4 protein-coding genes are annotated in these 17,309 nt (G+C 60.7%); 3 read left to right on the top strand and 1 reads right to left on the bottom strand.

The features are described from left to right. Nucleotides 1–83 precede the first annotated feature (83 nt). A complete protein-coding gene (locus tag AO356_RS04220; protein WP_060738709.1) occupies nucleotides 84–1,430 on the top strand; it encodes a DEAD/DEAH box helicase in 1,347 nt (448 codons plus the stop codon). 234 nt (nucleotides 1,431–1,664) lie between these two features. On the opposite strand, the gene AO356_RS04215 is transcribed toward AO356_RS04220, so the two are convergent. Further along, on the bottom strand, nucleotides 1,665–1,940 hold the full coding sequence (locus tag AO356_RS04215) for a hypothetical protein (RefSeq protein ID WP_060738708.1): 276 nt from the start codon (nucleotides 1,938–1,940) through the stop codon (nucleotides 1,665–1,667). 279 nt (nucleotides 1,941–2,219) lie between these two features. Here AO356_RS04215 and AO356_RS04210 point away from each other — a divergent pair, with 279 nt between their 5' ends. Both AO356_RS04210 and AO356_RS04205 read left to right on the top strand, forming a co-directional pair. Next, nucleotides 2,220–3,926, top strand: a complete 1,707-nt coding sequence (locus tag AO356_RS04210; RefSeq protein ID WP_060738707.1) for a ShlB/FhaC/HecB family hemolysin secretion/activation protein — start codon at nucleotides 2,220–2,222, stop codon at nucleotides 3,924–3,926. 24 nt (nucleotides 3,927–3,950) lie between these two features. Next, on the top strand, nucleotides 3,951–17,297 hold the full coding sequence (locus tag AO356_RS04205; RefSeq protein ID WP_081015314.1) for a filamentous hemagglutinin N-terminal domain-containing protein: 13,347 nt from the start codon (nucleotides 3,951–3,953) through the stop codon (nucleotides 17,295–17,297). Nucleotides 17,298–17,309 lie beyond the last annotated feature (12 nt).

The raw sequence follows: 17,309 nt of genomic DNA, 5'->3' as shown, positions 1-17,309 counted from the left end.
GTTTGTATAAAGAAACTCGGCCTTCGCGCTCGAAACCGTTACCCTATGCAGCTGTTTTTTTGCATTTCTTCGAGGTAGCACCCGTGTTTTCCCAATTCGCCCTGCACGAACGCCTGCTCAAAGCCGTGGCCGAGCTTAAATTTGTCGAGCCAACGCCGGTGCAGGCAGCGGCTATTCCGCTCGCGCTCCAGGGGCGTGACCTGCGGGTGACGGCGCAGACCGGCAGCGGCAAGACCGCCGCGTTCGTGCTGCCGATCCTCAACCGCCTGATCGGCCCGGCCAAGGTCCGCGTCAGCATCAAGACTCTGATCCTGCTGCCGACCCGCGAACTGGCCCAGCAGACCTTGAAGGAAGTGGAGCGTTTCTCGCAATTCACCTTCATCAAGTCCGGCCTGATCACCGGCGGCGAAGATTTCAAGGTCCAGGCTGCGATGCTGCGCAAGGTGCCGGACATCCTGATCGGCACGCCGGGGCGGATGATCGAGCAGTTGAACGCTGGCAACCTCGACCTTAAGGAAGTCGAAGTGCTGGTGCTGGACGAGGCCGACCGCATGCTCGACATGGGCTTTGCCGAAGACGTGCAGCGCCTGGTGGACGAATGCGTCAATCGCCAGCAGACCATGCTGTTCTCCGCCACCACCGGCGGTTCGGGCTTGCGCGAGATGATCGCCAAGGTGCTGAACAACCCCGAGCACTTGCAGCTCAACGCGGTCAGCCAACTGAACTCCACCACCCGCCAGCAGATCATCACCGCCGACCACAACCAGCACAAAGAACAGATCGTCAACTGGTTGCTGGCCAACGAGACCTACGAAAAAGCCATCGTGTTCACCAACACCCGGGCCATGGCCGACCGCATCTACGGTCGCCTGGTGGCCCAGGAATACAAGGCGTTCGTGCTGCACGGCGAGAAAGACCAGAAGGACCGCAAGCTGGCCATCGACCGCCTCAAGCAGGGCGGCGTGAAAATCCTCGTCGCCACCGACGTCGCTGCCCGCGGCCTGGACGTGGATGGCCTGGACATGGTCATCAACTTCGACATGCCTCGCAGCGGCGACGAGTACGTGCACCGCATCGGTCGTACCGGTCGCGCCGGTAACGATGGCCTGGCGATCTCGCTGATCTGCCACGGCGACTGGAACCTGATGTCGAGCATCGAGCGCTACCTCAAGCAGAGCTTCGAGCGCCGCACCATCAAGGAAGTCAAAGGCACCTACGGCGGACCGAAAAAGGTCAAGGCCTCGGGCAAGGCCGTTGGCGTGAAGAAGAAAAAGGTCGACGCCAAGGGCGACAAGAAGAAAACCGGCGCCAAGGCCCCGACCAAGCGCAAGACCGCCAACCGCCCGAAGACCGACGCCCCGTCGCTGGTCAGCAAGGACGGCATGGCCCCGCTCAAGCGCCGCAAGCCGGAAGCGCCGGCGGCTGAGTGAAGCCGCGGTAGTGCTTCATGAAAAACCGGACCTTGGGTCCGGTTTTTTTATGGGTGAAACTAAAATCCAAGCTTGGCGCAGACCCCTGTGGCGAGGGGGATTTGTGGGAGCAAAGCTTGCTCGCGACACAGACGCCTCGATTTCTGAAAGACCGCATCGCCTTCATCGCGGGCAAGCCTTGCTCCCACGAATGTACCCTCGCCACAAAAGCAGGCTGTGCTCGGCTGTGGCTAATCACCCAGCCTTCTTCTCTGCTTGCTTCAACTCTTGCAGACGCTTATCGATCAACTGGCACTTATCCGGCACATCCTTGCTGGCGGTCTCCAGGTCCATGGCCTGCAGCTCGTCATTGATTTCCTTGGCCTTGGCCGGGTTCTGTTCGGTGAGCTTGGTCACTTCCTGCGCCAGTTGTTCACGCTTGGTGGTCGCTTCCTCTGGCGTGCAAGTGGCCCAGGCGGGCAGGGCGCAGGCCAGGGCGGTGGCGAGGGTCAGTTTCAGGAAAGTCTTCATGGGGTGGGCCTCGTATTCCTTATTGGGCAGGTAATGGGTTGAGGCCGGCGTTGGTCGGAAAGTTCATTTGCTAGAGGCTGTGAGGGCCTGTGTGTTCGTTTCGTAGGAGATTTCCAGCCCCGTACCGGATCTTTCATACCGGCGCACGAGAGGGGTCTGATTTCAGACGAACGGATCCAATAGTAGCCTCAAAACTCAGGCAAATAGTTGACGTCAAAATGATGGCTAACTAATATCGCGCCACTATTTTAATGTCACTTTTCACTCGAGGGATCGAACATGTCCTCACCCGTCTTTTGGGCGAGGTTGTGCGTGGCTTTGCTGTGCCTTTCTCCGCTGACCCTGGCTCACGCCGCCCCCACTCCAGGCGATACGGACCTGATCCGCGAGCGCCAGAACCGTTTGCTCGAAGAGCAGCGTCGTCGCCTGGAGGAACTCAAGGACCTGCCCGGCCAGGAGGCGAAGCCGGCCCAGCCGACCGCACCTGTCGATACCCGTTGCTTCCCCATCAAGACCATCGAACTCAAAGGCGCCAACAGTCTTTCCGCCAGCGAGCGCGAGCATCTGCTCAAGCCCTACATCGGCCAATGCCTGGGTGTGCCGCAGCTTAACGAACTGCTCAAAGTCATCACCGACCACTACATCGAAAAGGGGCTGGTCACCAGCCGTGCTTATCTGCCGCAGCAGGACCTGTCCGGTGGGCATCTGAGCGTGCTGGTGGTGGAAGGGCGACTCGAAGGCCTGAAGGGGGCCGAGAACAGCAAGCTATCGGAGCGTGAACTGGCGATGGCGTTTCCCGGTAAGGCCGGTGACCTGGTCAACCTGCGGGAGATCGAGCAGATGGTGGATCAGCTCAATCGCCTGCCGTCGAACCAGGCCAAGATGGAGCTGACCCCCGGCCAGGAAGTCGGTGGCAGTGAAGTAAATGTCACCAACGAGCCGAAAAAGCCCTGGCGCGCCGGTCTGTCGCGCAGCAACGACGGCCAGCGCAGCACCGGCGAGCAGCAGTGGGGCAGCAGTTTCGAGTGGGACAGCCCGCTGGGCCTGGCCGACCAGTTGATGTTGCGCGGCGGTCATGACGCCATGACCGACCACCAGCACACCTCCAACAACGCCATGCTTTATTACAACCTGCCCTGGGGTTGGTGGAACGTCAGCTACACCTACAGCCAGAGCGAGTACCGCTCGCAGATCCCGGCCAACGGTTTCAACTTCAAACAGACCGGCGACAGCCAGAACCATCAGTTGCGGGTCGAGCGGGTGATCCATCGCGATGCGCTGAGCAAGACTTCCCTCAACACCGGCCTTTCGTACCTGCGTACCAACAACTTCATCGAAGGCAGCAAGCTTCGCGAGAGCAGCAATCGCATCAGCGAGGCGCAGTTCGGGATCAACCACGGACGGCGAGTCGGCAGTGCTTTCGTCAACCTCGACCTGGGCATGCAGGAGGGCATCGGTGCCTTGGACGCCCAGGGCGATCACGACCCGGGCCCTGGCGTACCGGATGCGCGCTATCGCAAATACACCGCCACCGCCAGCTACCTGCAGCCTTTCAAGCTGTGGGACGAGTCCTTCAGCTTCAGCAGCCTGATGACCGGCCAGCGCAGCGAAGACGTGCTGTTCAGCCCGCAGCGCATGAGCCTGGGCGGGCAATCGTCGATCCGTGGCTACAAGGACCAATCACTGTCCGGCGACAGCGGCGGCTACTGGCGCAACGACCTGCGCTGGAGCCGCCCGGTAGCGCTGGAGTGGCTGCGCCCGGTGTTCGCCGAATACGGCACCAGCCTCGGCTATGACCAGGGCGTGATTCGCGGCGACCGCTACAACGGCGGCCAGCACGGGCGCATGTCGAGCAACTCGCTGGAGCTGTTCGCCCGTGGTGAGCACCTGAGCGCCAGCGTCACCTTCGCCCACTCCCTGGAACGCCCGGATGCCCTGACCGAGCGCGAAGCGCCGATCTACTTCCGCATGGACGTACTCCTCTAAATTTTGCTGCAACGAGACCTGAACATGGACGACCGCCAACACGCCTTCCTGGCCCGCCAACCTTCCGCAGCCCTGCAAGCCCGTGACCGCTTCTGGGGCATGCCCAAGCGTGGCCTGGCGTTCCTGTTGGCCAACGTCATGTTTTGGCAGCCGATGTGGGCCCAGGCCGATGGCATCGTCGTCAGCGCCCCGGGCACCGGCCTGGACCGGGCGGGCAACGGCGTGCCCATCGTCAATATCGCCAAGCCCAACGGCAATGGCCTGTCGCACAACCAGTTCACGGACTACAACGTCGGCAGCAACGGCGTGATCCTCAACAACGCCACCGCCCGCACCCAGTCCACGCAACTGGGCGGGATCATTATCGGCAACCCGAACCTCAACGGCACGGCCGCCACCACCATCCTCAATGAAGTCAACGGCGGCAACCCCAGCCAGTTGCGCGGCTACACCGAAGTGGCCGGGCAATCGGCCCGCGTGATCGTGGCCAACCCCTACGGCATTACCTGCAACGGCTGCGGCTTCATCAATACCCCAAAGGCGACCCTGACCACTGGCAAGCCAATCATCGAGAACGGCCAGGTGAGCCGCTATCAGGTCGATCAGGGCAGTGTCGCCATCGAAGGCGCGGGCCTCAACGCCAACAACGTCGACAGTTTCGAAATCATCACTCGCAGCGCCAAGATCAACGCTGAGATCCAGGCGAAAAACCTGACGATTGTTGCCGGCCGCAATGATGTCGACGCTGACACTTTGAGCGCTACAGCCCGCGCCAACGACGGCAGCGCCAAGCCGCAGTTGGCGATCGACTCCTCGGCTCTGGGCGGGATGTACGCCGGCGCGATCAAGCTGGTGGGCACCGAGGCCGGTGTCGGGGTGAAGCTGGACGGGCAGTTGATTGCCAGTGGCGGGGATATTCAGTTGGATGCCAACGGCCACCTGAGCCTGGCGCAGACCTCGGCCACCGGCGCGGTCAACGTCAAAGCCGCGAGCCTTGATGCCCAAGGACCGGTTTACGCCGGCACCACATTGAAGGCCCAGACCCAGGGCAACCTGAGCAACCAGCAGAGTCTTGCGGCGCGGGACAGCATCACCCTGAGCGCGGGTGGGCAACTGACCAACAACGGCATTATTGAGGCCGGGGTCAATGCGAATAACACCCGTAATGCGGCGGGGGATGTGAGCCTGGAGGCGCAGAGTCTGAGTAACAACGGTAAGAGCGTCGTTGCCAGCCGTAACCTCACAGTCGACGTTGCGCAGACGCTGAGCAACAAGGGTGGGACGCTGAGCGCCGGGCAGACCACCACGGTCAACGCCGCGACCCTGGACAATCAAAGTAAAGGACGGGTGCTCAGCAGCAATACGCTGAACGTCACCGCCAACACGCTGCTCAACACCCAGGGCACGGTCAGCAGCAACGGCAACCTGACGGCCAATGTCAGGCAGTTGAATAACAACGGTGGCGAATTCACCGGCTTGAGCGGCGTTACGTTGCGCGTTGCTTCGCTGGACAACGTAGCGGGTCTGGTCGCGGCAGGGCAGGGGTTGGATATCAACGCCAGCGGCCAAGTGAACAACCGCAGCGGCCGGCTCACTTCAAGCAAGAGCGTACAGCTCAGCGCTGCGTCGCTGGATAACACCGCAGGCCGTTTGCTCAGTGACGGTGCGCTCACCGCCCGCATTTCGGCGCAATTGCTGAATCAGGCGGGATTGCTGTCCTCGGCCGGACTGCTGACCCTCAACGCGGCGAGCCTGGACAACCGTCAGAGCGGCGTTGTCACCACAACCCAGGCCGCCAGCCTCAATGTAGGCAAGTTGGATAACCGCGGCGGTGAGCTGTCGAGCCAGGGTGTCCTGGCGCTGGCCGGCACCGAGCTGGACAACAGCAACAGCGGCAAAGTAATTGCCTACGGTGATCTGCGCCTGACGCTCGAACGCCTGACCAACCAAAGCCTCGGATTGATCTCGACCCGAGGCGTCCTGGCGGTCAACGCCGGCCAACTCGACAACCGCCAGGGGTCGCTGTATGCCCAGCGAGGGATGAACCTGGACCTGCGCGGGCAACTGCTCAACGCCCAAGGCAGCCTCAAAAGTGACGCCACCGCCAGTGTCAAAGCCGCCGGGATCACTAACGATGCGGGCCAACTGACCAGCATCGGTGCGTTGAGCATCGACAGCGCCGCGACCCTGAACAACCTGGGTGGCAGCCTGATCAGCGGTGACACGCTGTTGCTGAAGGCCGGTCAGGTGAACAACACCTCCGGTCGCATCGCCAGTGCCAAGGCCCTGAATGCCAGCGTCACCGGGCTGGAGCAACAGAATGGCCAATTGGTCAGCAACACCAGCCTTTCCCTCGACCTCAACCATGGGCAATTGAACAACCAGGGCGGGCTGATCAGCACCCCCGGCGCGCTGCTGTTGAACAACCTCGCCGCCGTGAACAACCGCGAGGGTGAGATCTCCAGCGACAAAGCCTTCAGCCTGAATGCAAACAGCCTGGACAACAGCGCTGGCAAGGTCGTCAGCAAGCAGGGCCTCAACCTGACCATCGCCCAGGCGTTGAACAACGCCCAAGGATTGGTCTCGGCCAATGGCCTTGCCGTGCGCGCCGCCAGCCTGGACAACAGCAGCGGCACCTTGAGCAGCGACGCCGACCTGAGCGTGAACGTCGACGCAACGTTGACCAACCTGGAAGGCGAAATTTCCAGCGCCGGCCTGACCCGGCTCAACGCGATGACCCTGAACAACCGCAACGGTCAGGTACTGGGCGATAACGCCTTGAACATCAGCCTTGGCGGCGCGCTGGACAACCGCGATGGCGTGCTCGGTTCGGGCAAGGTCGTGGACATCCAGGCCGCGAGCCTGAACAACGGCAACGCCGGTCAGGTGATCAGCGACGGCAGCCTGAGCGCACGCATCAGCGGCCTGCTGGACAACCAGAGCCAGGGCGAAGTGATCGCCAAGGGCGCACTTGACCTGCAAACCGGTAGCCTCGACAACCGTGGCGGTCGTCTCACCGGGGTCGACCTGCTGACCGTGCGCAGCGATTCCCTCGACAACCGTGGCGGCAACATCCGCGCCGACAAAGCGTTGCAACTGACGGTCGCGCAACTGGACAACCGCAGCAACGGGATCATCACCGGCAAGGCCGGCGTCGGTGTCGAAGTCACGCGGCTGGACAACCGCGGTGGTCTGCTGAGCAGCGTCGGCCCGCTGAACTTGAAGGCCAGTGAGGTGCAAAACGCCCTTGGCCGCATCTCCAGCCAAACCGACCTCACCGCGCTGATCGATACCCTGCAACAGCAGGGCGGCGCGCTGGTCTCACAAGGCAACCTGAGCCTGACCGGCAGCGTTCTGGATAACCGCAACGGTGGCTTGGTCGGCACCACAAAAGCGCTGGATTTGCAGGTTGAGCAGATCGATAACCGGGCGGGCGAACTGTCCGCAGGGCTGGACGTCAAGGTTGGCGCTCAACGCCTGGACAACAGCGACGGCGGCAAACTGATTGCTGGCAGCGCGCTTGAATTGAAAGTTGCGCAACTGATCAACCAGACCAAGGGCCTGATCCACGCCCAAGGCCGCCTCACGCTCACGGGCAATACGCTGGACAACAGCGGTGGCGCACTCAGTAGCCTGAATGCTTTGGTGATCACACTCGACAACGCATTGTTGAATAACACAGGCCTGATCAGCAGCGAAGGTGAACTGACCGTCAACGCCGGCAGCCTCGATAACACCGCCGGCAGCCTCGGCAGCGCCGGCGCGTTGTCCATCGTCAGCCAGGGTGGGCTGATCAACCAGGGCGGCTCCATCAGCACCGACGCTGGCCTGAGCCTCAAAAGCGCCAGCCTGGACAATAGTCAGAAAGGCCTGGTCTCGGGCAGCGCCGCCACCCAAGTCAGCACCGGCGCTCTCAACAACAGCCAGGGCGGGCGCCTGACCTCGGGCAACACCCTCAAGCTCACCGCCGCTCAGGTGAACAACGCCGCCGGCCGTATCGCCAGCAGTCAGGCTCTGACTGCATCGGTCACCGGGCTGGATCAACAGCAAGGAGAGTTGTTCAGCAACACCAGCGTCAGCCTGGACATGAACCAGGGCCAGTTGAACAACCAGGGCGGCCTGATCAACGCCCCGGGCCTGTTGCTGCTGAGCAACCTCAAGGACGTCAACAATCAGGGCGGTGAAATTTCCAGCCGGCTAGCATTCACCCTGGCGGCGCGGAATCTCGATAACAGCGGCGGCAAACTGCTCAGCAATCAAGGCCTGGTCCTGAGGACAGCCCAGGCCCTGAACAACGCCAAAGGGATCATCTCGGCCGCGTCCGTGGACAGCCACAGCGCCAGCCTGGATAACAGCGATGGCTTGATCAGCAGTCTCGACCAGCTCGATTTGAACGTAGATGCACTGCTCGACAACCAGCGCGGTTCGCTGATCGCCGACGGCGCGCTGACATTGAACGCTGATCGCCTGGACAACCGTGCCGCCAACATCGCCGGCAAAGCCGGGCTCAACGCTACCGTCACCGCGCTGGATAATCGTCAAGGTACGCTGGTCAGCACCACGGACCTGACGTTGCAAGCGTCGAGCCTGGACAACCGCCAGGCCGGTTTGATCGGTGCTACAAAAGCGCTGGATATCAACGTTGACGACCTCGACAACCGCGGCGGCGAGCTGAGCGGTAACACCAGCGTCGCACTGGTGAGCAAAAACCTCGACAACAGCGACAGCGGCCAGGTATTCGCTGGGCAGGCGCTGAAGCTCACCGTAGATAAACTGATCAACCGCAACAAGGGTCTGCTCAGTGCCAAGACGCAATTGAGCCTTGAGGGCGGTTCGCTGGACAACAGCGGCGGCTATCTGGTCAGCCAGCAGAACCAGCGCATCGACCTCAGTGGCGACCTGATCAACACCCAGGGTCAAATCAGCAGCGAAGGCACCCTGGACGTCAGCGCCGCCAACCTGAGCAACAGCGGCGGCAGCCTGTCCAGCGCCGCCAACCTCACCGTTAAAAGCCTGGGCCGCCTCGACAACCAGGGCGGCGAATTGGTGACCGACGGCGCGTTGTCGCTCAGCAGCACGGCCCTGGACAACCGTCAGCAAGGCAGTATCAGCGGCAAAGGCGCGGTCAACGTCGCCACCGGCGCGTTCGACAACAGCCAGAATGGACGCCTCAACAGTGGCAGCACGCTGAACCTCAAGGCGGCCCAGGTCACTAACCAGGACGGCGGCCGCATCGGCAGCCAGGGCGCGTTGACTGCCGCGGTCTCCGGCCTGGATCAACAGGGCGGCCAGTTGTTCAGCAACACCTCGCTGAGCCTGGACTTGAACAACGGCCAGCTCAACAACCAGAACGGCCTGATCAACGCCCCCGGTACGTTGATGCTGAAAAACCTCCTCGGCGTGAACAACCAGGGCGGTGAAATTTCCAGCGCTCAAGCCTTCACTCTGACGGCGCAAAACCTCAACAACGACGGTGGCCGGTTGCTCAGCAACCAAGGCCTGACCTTACGCGTCGTCCAGGCGCTCAACAACGTCAAAGGCCTGATCGGCGCGGCCAGCGTCGATACCGTTGCGCAAAGCCTGAACAACAACGGCGGCACCCTTGCCAGTCGCGGCAAGCTCGACCTGACGGTTGGCCAACAATTAGACAACCAGGCCCAAGGCCTGATCAGCGCCGCGCAGTTGCTGACACTCAACAGCGGCAATTTGAACAACCAGGGTGGCAGCGTGCTGGCGGGCGGTGCATTGGTCCTCAACGCCATGGCCCTGAACAACAGCGCCAACGGCCTGATCAATGCCCAATCCAGACTCACCCTCGGCGCCGATTCGCTGGACTCCAGCGACGGCGGCGAAGTGTCGGCCAAGGGCGATATGAACCTGACCCTCGCGGCGCTGACCCAAAACGGTGGACGTCTACTGGGCGAACAAGCCGTGACGCTGAACCTCGGCGGTCATGACCTGAACAATCGCAACGGCCTGATCACCGCCAAAGGTTTGCTGACCGTCAACGGCCTGCGCAACCTTGATAACCAGGGTGGCGAAATCTCCAGCAGCCAGAGCTTCAACCTCAGCGGCCAGACGATCGATAACAGCGGCGGCAAGCTGATCAGCAGTCAGAACCTGAGCCTTCATGGCGATAGCCTGGTCAACCAGAACGGCTTGATCTCTGGATGGCAGGACTTGCAGGTCAGTGGCAGCAGCCTGGACAACCGCAACAACGGCACGCTCTCCAGCCGCAATGGAGACGTTAGCGTCACCCTCAGCGGGGCACTGCTCAACAGCGCTACCGGTGCGCTGGTCGGCCAGAAAAAACTCACTGTCAGCGCTGCCAGCCTGGATAACCAGGGCGGGATTCTGTCCAGCGGCGCCGACCAGACCCTGACCGTCACTGGCGGTTTGCTGAATAACGCCCAAGGCGGCTTGATCGACAGCGGCGCCACTCTGGTCATGAAGGCCATGACCCTGGGCAACGTCGGCGGTACTGTCAACGCACAAAAAGCCTTGAACTTCACCGGCACCAGCCTGGACAACAGCGGTGGCAACCTGATCGGTAATGCCGCCGTGACCCTGGACCTGCTCGGTGCCCTGACCAACATCAGTGGCAAGATCGCCAGCGTCGGCCCGCTGCGGGTCGAGCGCGCCACGCAGATCAACAATCAGGGCGGCCAGATCGCCAGCCAAGGCTTGTTGACCTTGCTCACCAGTGGCTTGGACAACCGCAATCGCGGCACCGTCGCGGCCAATGATTTGTTGGTCCTGAATACCTCCGGCACCGTCCAGAATGATGCCGATGGCTTGATCTACAGCCAGAACGGCGGCGTGGAAATCGACGCGGCCAGCCTTACCAACGGCAAGGGTGTGGTGCAAAGCCAAGGAGGGTTGAAACTCACTGTCGATGCGGACATCGATAACCAGAGCGGTCGAATCCAAGCCAAGGCCGGCGATGTGAGCGCAACGGGTCGCCATTTCGATAACCGTGGCGGCGTCCTCGCCAGCCTGCAAGGCCTGCTCACCACCCAACTGACCGGCGTGCTGAAAAACGGCTACGACCTGAACAACAACCGCCAGGGTGGCATCACCCAGGCCCAGCGACTGAACCTGACCGCACGCGGCGGCCTCGACAACTACGGCGGGCGCATCTCCGCACAGACCGGTGACGCCACCGTCACCACCCGCAATTTCGACAACCGCAACGGCGGCCTCTATGCCAAAGGCAAGATCAACGTCAGCGCCAACGATTTTGACAACAGTGGCGACAACGACGGCCAGATCGCCGGCAGCCAGATCGACCTGGACCTGACCGGCGCGTTGAACAACCGCCAGGGGATTATCGAGAGTGACAGCACCCTGGCGATCAAGGCGGCGAGCCTGGATAACCAGACGGGGCAGTTGCGTGCCTTGGGTGGGAGCGGTACGACCAACTTCCAGATTGGCGGCCTGTTCGATAACCGCAATGGCACGCTGGAGACCGCCAACAATGGCCTGATCCTCAACGCCACCAACTTCCAGAACCTGGGCGGCAGTCTGTTGCATGTGGGCAGCGGCGACTTTGATATCTCCACCGCCAACCTCACCAACGCCGGCGGCAGCCTCGTCACCCGTGGCGGGTTGACGCTGACTGCCAAAAACTGGACCAACAGCAGCGTCATCCAGGCCGGGCGACTGACCGTCAATGTGGACAACCTGACACAGACCGGGACTGGGCAGTTGCTGGCTTCTACCAGCCTGGAGGGGAATGGGGAAAATTGGAGTAATGATGGGCTGATTGCCAGTGATGGTTCGATCAGTCTGGTGTTGGGGGGAAGCTACGGAGGCAGCGGACGGATGTCGAGCCTCGGTGGTATCGACCTGACCGCAGCGCAACTGAATTTGGGCGTGACTTCCAGCATCGCTGGCGGTGGCGACACCACGGTAAAGATCGGTGGACAACTGACCAATGCCGGGCGTCTGACCTCCAGCGCAAACCTGACCGTCCAGGCCGGGAACCTCGTCAATTCCGGAACCCTGGGTTCGGCCCGGAACCTCGTACTGAAAACTCCTTCGCTGCTCAATGACCGCGGGTTGGTATTCAGCGGTGCGGACATGACGCTGGGCGTGAGCAATTTCACCAACCAGAGCGGTGATCTCTACGGGTTGGGTAATGTGGTGATCGGTGGCTATGGCGCCGCCGCACGAGCCGCCAGCGTGAACAACGTCTCCGGCTCAATGGAGAGCGGCGGCACATTCACGATCAACGCCGATGGGTTCCAGAACCGTACCGAGGGCGCGGTGGCGTCTGGTGGGCGCAAGCTGATTTCGGGGTTTATCGCCAATATATGTAATGACTGCAAAGGGGACTATTACACCTTCACGCTGGCGGCCCGTGAGGTCTTTGAAAGTGTTGACAACGACACCAGTGCCTCGTCGCTGCTGACGGCCGGCAAGGATTTCGTGTTCCAAGGCAGCAGCTTTCTCAACAGTAAAAGTACGGTGAGCGCTGGCGGCAATATCAACATCGTGGCCGACAACGTACAGAACATCGGCGCGCAGAACGGAACCATCGAGCGCACGCGCATGTATCAAGTCGCAGGTATGAGCGACGGCGGTACCGGGCGGTTTTTCGCTAACGTCCTGACTCCTTACAACCAGCGCAATAATCCTGATTTCCCGTATGTCTATTACCTTGACCTGGACGGGAATATTCACAAGGCCATCCCCAAATCGACTCGCTACAGGGAAGGGGGGCGAGACGGTGAAACCCTTTCCGTGGTGACTCTTACAGATGTCGATACAGGGGCCGCTGTCAAAACACGTGGAGACTACAACCTCGTACTGTCTGGGCTCAGCTACGGTTTCGAGAACACCACGCAATCCCAGTACGACCCGAACAACCTGCTTCAGATGCCAAATCTGGATCAGTACAACCTTCTTAGTGACATCGAAATCGCCAAAGACAGTTCCGGCGCCGCAAGTACAGTCGGCAGCCGTAACGCCGTCATCCAGGCCGGCGGTAACGTCTCGATCACCGCAACCAAAGACCTGCAGAACAGCGTCATCCATGAGGACTACACCGCCAGTGGTGGTACCAACAAAGTGGCGGACACCCAGGCAAGCGGAACCGGCACCACGGTCGTAAGAATCAACAATCAGCTGCCGCCTGATCGCGCCCAGCAGCAGGTAAACCCGCTGAGCCTTCCTGGTTTCGCCTTGCCCTCCGGGCAAAACGGTCTGTTCCGCTTGAGCGGCCAAGGTGGTTCGGCTCAACAGGCCACCCAGGCCAGCACCGGCTCGCAAAACTGGAGCATGGGCAGCGCCTCGATCAGCACCCGCCAGCGCCAACAAGACCTGCCTGATGCTCAAGCCCGTGATGTCCAGGTCGGTGCTATCGCGGCGGTGGGCACCAGTGATCGGCAACTGGCCCTGATCACTCGTCAAGCCAACGACAGCAACGTGAGCGCCAGTACGCTTAACGTCAGTGCGCCCGTGGAAGGCAGCCACTCGCTGCCAATGCCAAGTCGCAACAGCGGCGTTGGCATCGGGACTCAAGTGGCCGCCGTGAATGTCACGGGTACCAACCTGCTCCCAACGGCACAGGTCGTCCCACAGGTGGGCAATGCGGTGGATACGCCAGCTGCCGGCCAGGCGGTCGTGCGCGTTCAAGGTGTACCGGAGACTTCCTTCAAGTCCAATCCGCAGAAGTACCTGATCGAGACCAACCCCGTACTCACCGACCTCAAGTCGTTCATGAGCTCGGACTACCTGCTGCAAAACCTCGGCTACGACCCGGACCAAAGCGCCAAACGCCTGGGCGATGGTCTCTACGAACAGCGCTTGATCCAACAAGCGGTCGTTGCCCGCACCGGCCAGCGTTTCATCGACGGCCAGACCAGCGACGAAGGCTTGTTCAAGTACCTGATGAACAACGCCATCGCCAGCAAGCAGGAGCTCGGCCTGGCGGTGGGCGTGACGCTGACTTCGGAACAAGTCGCCGCGCTGACCCACGACATCGTCTGGCTCGAAGAGCACGAAGTGAACGGCGAAAAAGTCCTGGTGCCGGTGTTGTACCTGGCCCAGGCCGAAGGCCGCCTCGGGCCTACCGGTGCGCTGATCGCCGGTAATGACGTGACGCTGATCGCCGGCCAAAACCTCGATAACGTCGGCACCCTGCGCGCCTCCAACAACCTGTCGGCGACCGCAGGCAACGACCTGGTCAACAGTGGCTTGATCCAGGCCGGTAATCGTCTGGACCTGTTGGCGGTCAACAACATCGCCAACCAGGCCGGTGGGATCCTCGCCGGGCGTGACGTCAGCATCAAGGCGGTGATGGGAGACGTCGTCAACGAACGTACCGTGACCACCGCGAACGGCAATCGGCGACAGGACTTCATGGACAGCGCCGCCCGTATCGAGGCCGCCAATGATCTGGACATGGGCGCCGGACGCGATATCAAGAGCGTCGGCAGCGTCATGGTCAGTGGGCGCGACACCACGATCGATGCCGGCCGGGACGCGATCATCGTCTCAGCCCAACAGGAAAGTGCCAGCAACAATGGTGTCCGCAAAAGCGCGGTGACGCAGTTCGGCTCCAGCGCCCAAGCAGGCCGTGACCTGGTCGTGAACGCTGGCCGGGATCTCAACGCCATCGCCAGCCAACTCGGGGCCGAGCGCAACGTCGCACTGACCGCCGGGGAGAATATGACCATCTCCTCCGCGGCCGACGAAACCCACTCTTATTCCAAAACGAAAAAAGTCACCATCCAGGAAGATCACGTCAAACAGATCGGCAGCGCCATCACCGCTGGCGGTGACGTGACGATGGGGGCCGGAAAAGACATGGCCATCATTTCCAGCCGCATCAGCGCCGGGGACGACGCTTATCTGGTGGCGGGTGAGAATCTCGACGTGCTGGCGGCGCAGGACAGTGACTATTCGCTGTACGACAAGAAGAAAAAAGGTAGCTGGGGGAAAAAGCAGACCAAGCGTGATGAAGTGACGAAGGTCACGAATGTGGGGAGTGAAATCACTGCGGGGGGCGATTTGACGCTGGTCAGTGGGGATGACCAGCGGTATCAGGCTGCGAAGTTGAACAGTGGGAATGACCTGACGATACAAAGTGGTGGCTCGATTACCTTCGAAGGTGTGAAGGATCTGCATAAAGAAGACCATTCAAAAAGCAAAAGCAGCATGGCCTGGAGTTCGATGTCGGGTAAAGGCCACACCGACGAAACTCTGCGTCAGACACAGATGGTCGCTGCCGGTGCCATCACGATCAAAGCAGTCGATGGGTTGAACATTGATCTCAAACAGGTCAACCAAGACACCGTCCACCAGTCGATCAAGGCAATGGTCGACGCAGACCCGCAACTGGCCTGGTTGGCGGAAGCTGAGAAACGCGGTGACGTGGATTGGCGGCAGGTCAAGGAAGTCCACGACTCTTATAAGTACAGCCACTCAGGCATGGGGCCGGCTGTGCAGATGATCATTGCGATTTTGGTGGTCTATTTCACTGCAGGTGCGGCCAGTGGCTTGATTGGCAGTATGGCTGGTGCCACCGCAGGTTCAGGGACCGCCATGGCAGCCGGAACAGTGGCCGGATCGACAGTGGTCGGTGGCACAGTCGCCACTTCAACTGTGGCCGCAGGTTGGGCGAACGTGGCGCTCACGGCTGTCGCGACGGGGGCTGCGAGCAACGCCACTATTAGCTTTATCAATAACGGTGGAAATCTGGGGGCCGTATTCAAGGATGTAACTTCTTCGGACGCTTTGCGTGGTTATGTGGTGTCCGGTGTTACAGCAGGATTGACCTCCAGCATCTTCGACAAGATGACCAATACCACCACCACTGTGGAGGGCGCCTTGCCTAACGCAGGTAAGGTAGTGGCCCAAGGTGGCCTATCGAGCCTGGAAGGGATCGGCCGGTTTGGCGCTAACCAATTGCTGCAGAACGGTACCTCAACCTTATTGGACCGAGCGCTAGGCGGGGACAGTCAGTTCGACAATGCCCTGCGTACCAGCCTGGCGAACACCTTTGCTGCGGCGGGATTCAATCTCGTTGGGGATCTTGGCAAGAAATTCGACTTGAAAGAAGGGGGGCTGGCCAAGGTTGGCTTGCACGCGGTCATGGGCGGACTGGCCGCTGAGGCGGCTGGCGGTGATTTCAAAACCGGCGCGCTGGCTGCGGGTGCCAACGAGTTGTTGATTGATAGCTTGGCCGAGCAGTACACCAAAATGACCAAGGAGCAAAAGGACAAGCTTCTGGTGATGAACTCCCAGTTGATTGGCGTGCTTGCAGCCGCCGCACAGGGGGGAGATGCAAAGAGCCTTCAGACCGGGTCATGGGTAGCGGGGAGTGCGACTTCCTATAATCGGCTGTTGCATTCGGCAGAGAAGAAAGCGCTTGCCGAAGAGGCGAAGGCTCTTGCAGAGAAATTGGGCAAGCCTCAGTCGGATATGTCTTGGGAGGATGTACTGCTGCTCGCTGCCAATGCTCAAGTGGATGCAGCAGAAAACGCGCGATTGAAGGCACTCGTGGACAGTTTCCCCCCCGGGAATCCCGAGGGGCAGCACCTTGCTCAAGACTTGTTAACGGCGACAAAGAGCATTCAGCTCTTGGCAGCCCAGAACACTGCGCTCACCTGGGGCGACGGGCGCACCATTGTCGCCAATGGTGCCGAGGTGCATGCGTTCCAGTCGACGACGACTCAGTTCGTTGATCCGAATCTGTTCAGTACTGCTTCTTTGTGGTCCCGGACCGATACAGGCAAGGTTCCTGAGGCGTGGAAGGCTCAGTTCGGCGACGAAAACGCCACCACTTACCTGAGAGAGATTGCTGGAGTTTCCAGCAGCCCGGAAGAGTTCAACGACTTGGTGCAAAGGGTTTCAACTATAGTCGGCGGGGGTATCGATAGAGTTACCTGGGATCTGGATGCAGCGCTTGCGCTTACGGGGGCGCCTGCGGTATTAAGAGCGTTGCTAGCTAGGCGGCTTGCTGCGGCAGGTGGTGCGGCAGGCGGTGCAAAAGGAACTGGGGCTGTTGTAGATGACACAATCAACGCATTACCAGCCCCAAGACAAATAGATGCATCGTGGAGCGCGAGCACTTATAACAAAGGCGGTTTGATGACAGGTATTGAGCATGTATTCTATCGCCATGGACCTGACTCAGGATTTGCGAATGTTAGTAAGTTTTCGCAAGGAACATCTGTTAAAGATGTCTCTAGTTATGTTGATAACGCACTGAGATATGGGAAGGTAACTCCTAATGGCCCAGGTGGGCACGTTATTGAGTACAACGCAGGTAAGGTGATTGGAACAAACGTCTCAGGCGCTCCAACATCGACAATCAAAATAAATGTTCGGGATGGTGTGATTCAGACTGCATTCCCGTACTAGTTAGGAATGGTT

It is taken from the genome of Pseudomonas fluorescens (assembly GCF_001307275.1).
GTDB lineage: Bacteria > Pseudomonadota > Gammaproteobacteria > Pseudomonadales > Pseudomonadaceae > Aquipseudomonas > Aquipseudomonas fluorescens_AA.
The sequence above is the reverse complement of the archived record's forward strand: the minus strand, read 5'-3'. Positions and strand labels throughout refer to the sequence as shown.

Excerpts from the sequence above, each read along its gene's own strand:
- AO356_RS04215 (WP_060738708.1), bottom strand. The coding sequence starts at position 1,940 with ATGAAGACTTTCCTGAAACTGACCCTCGCCACCGCCCTGGCCTGCGCC.
- AO356_RS04210 (WP_060738707.1), top strand. The coding sequence starts at position 2,220 with ATGTCCTCACCCGTCTTTTGGGCGAGGTTGTGCGTGGCTTTGCTGTGC.
- AO356_RS04205 (WP_081015314.1), top strand. The coding sequence starts at position 3,951 with ATGGACGACCGCCAACACGCCTTCCTGGCCCGCCAACCTTCCGCAGCC.